This is a genomic window from Niastella sp., assembly GCF_045805085.1.
In the GTDB taxonomy this organism is placed as follows: domain Bacteria; phylum Bacteroidota; class Bacteroidia; order Chitinophagales; family Chitinophagaceae; genus Niastella.
On record NZ_JBJMLX010000149.1, the window covers coordinates 1 to 4884 of the forward strand.

At 48.2% G+C, this 4884-nt stretch carries 2 protein-coding genes; both read right to left on the reverse strand.

What is annotated here, in order from left to right; translation table 11 throughout:
• Nucleotides 1–84 precede the first annotated feature (84 nt).
• Nucleotides 85–2019 (reverse strand): RagB/SusD family nutrient uptake outer membrane protein, encoded by a 1935-nt coding sequence (locus ACJ751_RS07375; RefSeq protein WP_407744776.1) that lies wholly within the window; start codon nucleotides 2017–2019, stop codon nucleotides 85–87.
• A 12-nt stretch (nucleotides 2020–2031) separates the two neighbouring features.
• A partial coding sequence (locus tag ACJ751_RS07380) for a SusC/RagA family TonB-linked outer membrane protein (protein ID WP_407744778.1) occupies nucleotides 2032–4884 on the reverse strand: 2853 nt, incomplete at its 5' end.

Consider the following 4884-nt stretch of genomic DNA (forward strand, 5'->3'; position numbering starts at 1 on the left):
AAATGAGCATAGCGTATTAATATAAGGTGGGCTAAAGGTGGGCCACCCTCAAGGGTGACTCACCTTCAAAGGCCCGCCTTTCCATTATTTCTTCGGTTGTTCATCCGCAACTGCATCCTGCCAGTTGGTCCACATTTGTATCCCGGCGTCATAACCGGTGTAACCTTCGTTCTGACGAAGACGGGCGCCTCCATTTGCATTGATATCGCTTTGAGGTACCGGCCAGTTGATGTTTTTTTCAGCCATGGTATATGCGCGATTTTTAACCATTACTCTTCCTTTGTTATAAAAATCATTGTAATGTTGAATGCGCTGGAACCAGTAACTGTTTTTCGCCAGGTTCTCTACCTGATAAGTATTGCCCCATTCATCGGCCTTACCACTAAGTGCTAAGCTATAGGAAACGCGGCTCAATTCTGCAAAGCGGAATTCTTCCATATTCAACTCACGGGCACGCTCATCCATGATATCACCAATACCTACTGTAGTATATAATTGCGTACACTGCGCCCGCTGTCTGATCTTGTTTACATCTGCAGTAGCGCCCGCGATATCGCCCTTGTAGAATTTTGCTTCCGCACGCAGCAGGTACGTTTCGGCCAGGCGATAACAATACAGATCGCCGGCGCCGCCTCGGTGGTTGGCTTCGTTCGGGTTTCCGGTTTCGTTTACATCTTCAATATAATATTTGTAGTGTGGCCAGTCGAACCAGTTACGAACAGTATCGGTACATAACAAAGCGCCCGACGCATTTCGCAGGCGAACGTTTTTGCCATACCAGGCCGTACTGGCGGGGTCGTTGTATTTAAGCGAATCCATCCGCGCCCAGTTGCCCACCGTGCTGTTGTGACGCAGGTCGCCGGCATCATTAACGCCATTTACAGCCCAGAGTGAATTTTGATGAAAGAAGGTGGGCCTGATGTGCGCAATACCACGGCCTATAGCATCTTTATAATCCAAAAGCGCCCTGAAGGAAGTGCTGGAGGGCGCAAAGAAACGTACAGCCTGTTTTCCATCCGGTGCACTGGTGCCTACATTATCAAGGAAAGGCAACCAGTTGCGCATGGAATTCATTTTTACGCCCATGTCCGTATTATTTCGGTTGGCCATCACCAGGATGGTTTCCCTATTGGCAGGAATGCCTTTGTTTTCCGGCCGGTGCAGATCCCAGATCACATTACGGGTTACCGGCCACACACTTGCATAAGGACTAACAAAGTTGCCGAAGCTGGCTGTCATCAGAGAAAGTCCTGAATTGTTGATGAGGGTATCGGCCTGGGAAATGGCTTTGTCCCATTGACCGGTAGCCAGGTAACATTTCAGCAACAGCTGGCGGCAGGAAGCTTTGTTCACGAGCCCTATCAGCGACATTTTTTCCTGGGCGGGCACCCACTGTACGGCCTTCTCCATATCTTCTGTAAGCATTTGCAGGATGGCCTCGCGTTTGGTGCTTTGATAATCCACCTTCGGCACATCCAGGATCACCGTTACCAACGGCACATCCCTGAATCTGAATACAAGCCCCAGGTAATGATAAGAGCGGTGGAACAATGCCCGGCCCTTGTATTCATTCCTGGTGGTATCTGATAATCCCGACACCTTATCGATATAGTTTAAGATAGTGTTCGCATATTTTACGCCGGCATAGGCCTGTTCCCAAAAATAACCTACGCGTTCAGGCTGCTCGGTTGGGGTAAGCCGGGTGGCGATGTCGGTAAAAATATTCCCATCATCGGTTTTACTGGCCACTGCCACATCGGTAAACAAATAATCGGTACTGATAGGAAGCCCGAGGTCAGTATATTCAAAATAGGTCCAGTATGAACGGAGCTGCTTGTCGCAAATAGCCATGGCTGCATCCAGCCCACCCTTGGTTGAAAAGGTTGTTGACGGGATGTATACCGACAGGGGATCGGGTTCCAGGTAAGATTTCTTACAACCACACAAACCAGCTATCAACGCTACACTCAGCAACAGGGCCTTTGATATGGTGATACTTTTATTATAATTCGTTTTCATTGCTGTAGTCCTTTAAAAATTTACGTTTAATCCGAATGTGATGATCCTGGGCGCTAAACTATTCCGGTATTGGTTGTCGGTAGTGATGGTAAAGGTCTCCACATCGCCGTAGATCCAGTTCTTATCTTTTTTCCACAAGGCTGCATTGCGAATGTTGGCATACACTTTTAATTTGTCGAGGTGCGCTTTTGAGATCAGTCTCAACGGCACATTGTACCCCACCGTTATATTATCCAGGCGAATGAAACTTCTGTCGTATAATTTTCCGGGCGCCTGTACACCGGCAGGCCCTTTGGCATCGAGACGCGCCACATTGTTAGTGGGGTGCTCCAGCGTCCAGTAGTTTTTCTGCCAGGTATTGGCCAGGTTGGTGATCAGCGAAGTGTTGTTATCCTGGTTCAGGTACAGGTTAACCAAACTTTTGTTGCCCCAATAGGAATATAGGTTGAACGAAAAATTAAAATTCTTCCAGGTAAAATCGTTGCGCAGCGACCACATGATGGGTGCATTGGTTTGACCCAGGAATTGTTTGTCCTTATCATCGTACACAGGCGTCACTTTACCGCTGGCATCTTTGGTATCATTGTCTGTATAACTGTTGGCCACTTTGGGATCGCCCGGGCGCTGACCATAACTGCTTGCTTCAGCCGCTTCACTGGCCTGCCAAATGCCGGTTACATTGTAATTCCAGATGGCGCTAACCGGTTGCCCGATGAACCAGGAGTTCTTGATATCATCTCTTTCTTTGGTGCTGACAACATTTCCCTGCGCATCCAGTACCGCATCGTAGATGTAATACAGGTGTTTGATGGTGTTCTTGTATTTCGAAAAACCGAAGCTGGTGCTCCAGGTGAAGTTTTTCGTACGCACGTTTTGCGAGCTCAGCGAGATCTCCATACCCTTGTTCATTACCTTACCCAGGTTCATGGTAATGCTGGTGAAACCGGTAAAGCTTGGTAATGCCCGGTTCATGATCATGTCAATGGTAGGTGTTATATAATAGTCAATAGAACCTGTTAAGCGGTTGTTCAGGAAACCAAAGTCGATACCGGTGTTGAACGATTCGGTTTTTTCCCAGTGCAGGTTGGGATTTGCCAATCTGTCTATCCGCAAATACCGGTATTGCACCAGGTTACCGCTGTTATCGAGGTAACCCATGGTAGTTGATCCGGTTGTTGGGGCGGTGAGATTGGAGAGTGCGAGGTAGGGATCGCTCAGGGAGCGGTTACCATTTTGTCCCCACGACAATCTTAATTTACCCATGCTCATGGGTTCCCACTTAAAGAATTTTTCATTGGTAAATGTCCAGGCCACTGCGGTTGAAATAAAATTGGCGCGCGGATTGGAAGTACCAAAGGCAGAATAGCCATCACGACGGAAGGAGGCGGTGAACATATACCGGTCGTTGTATGTATAAATTAACCGGGCCAGCAAACCATCGGCGGTTTCTTTCACGTCATCTGCATCGTAACTACTTTTATTTTTATCCCCGAAAAATGTTTCGTGATACCCAAGCGCATCGCTTGGTAAGATGTTGCGGGCCTCTGTCCTGTCTTTCCACTGCTGCCGTTTTTCGGCTTCCTGCACCAGCGTAATGTTCAACCGGTGTTTGCCAAAGGTTTGGTCCCAGTTGATGGTATTGTTCAGCGACCAGTCGAACCGCTCGGTTTGTTCGCGGTATACCAACCCGTTCGTTCCTTTAAAATCAGGGTTTTTCGAAGATTCAAAATACCGTTCATGATAGAACTGGTAGCGGGGAGAAGCGTTGAATGAATAGGTGATATTGAACGGCAGCTTTACCCTGGCTGTGAAGATGGTGTTCAGCACGGTATAGGCTTTGTCCCGGGCCGTGTACTGGCGAATGAAATCGTAATTGTAACCGTAGTTGTTTACACTGTTCTCGCCCATGGGATGCACCACCAATGCGCCGGTATCATCTTTATAATTGGCGTAAGGACTGTTGTAGATGATCGCCCGGTTCCAGTCGGCAGCGGAGTCGCCCTCATTGCGGTGCTGAAAGTTTATGTTGCCGCTTATATCCAGCCACTTCGTCATTTTGGCTTCCAGCTTTATGTTAGAACGTACGGCCTTGAAGTCATTGCCTTTTATCAATCCCTGGTTGCTGAGATAGCCCATGGACATATAATAGTTATAATTGTCAGAGCCGCCAGAGGCGCTGATATTGTAATCCTGGTTGTTACCGGTGCGGAAAGTATTATTGTACCAGTCGAACGTTTTACCGGCCAGGTAATTATTTAACACGGTGCCCTGCAACAACAGACGTTTTGCCCAGATCTCCTGGTCGCCGGCCGTTCCATTGGTAGCAGTGGTATAAGCCCGCCACTGGTCTATGTTAATGCCCCATTTGGAAAGGTTGGCATCAGTGGGTTCATCATAATAACCCGGCTGGGTTTTCTTATCCGATTGATAAGCTTCGTAATTACCTGTTGTGGTATTGGCGCCATAAGTAGGCGCCGTGTACCAGTCATGACGGTATTGCATGTAACCTGAAGGCGACATCACCCTGCGGTTAATGCCCATGGTTGAAATGCCGTAATTGGAAGTGAAGTTAAACCGGGGTTTGCCTTTCTTTCCCTTTTTGGTAGTGATGATCACGACGCCATTGGCGGATTTGGCGCCATAGACGGCGGCGGCAGACGCATCTTTTAAAATGTCTATCTGCTCAATATCGTCGGGGTTGATCTCTGATAATTCACCATAGAAGATCATTCCATCCAGCACCAGTAAGGGGTCGTTGTGGCCCGCATCGGTGTATACAGACCTTTGTCCACGGATCTGGATGCTGCCACCGCCTTTGGCAGTGGCATCGAACCCAACAGTAACACCGGGCGTACCACGAATAAT

What these genes read in the sequence shown, in the direction of transcription:
- ACJ751_RS07375 (WP_407744776.1), bottom strand. Translation starts at nt 2,019, where the DNA reads ATGAAAACGAATTATAATAAAAGTATCACCATATCAAAGGCCCTGTTG.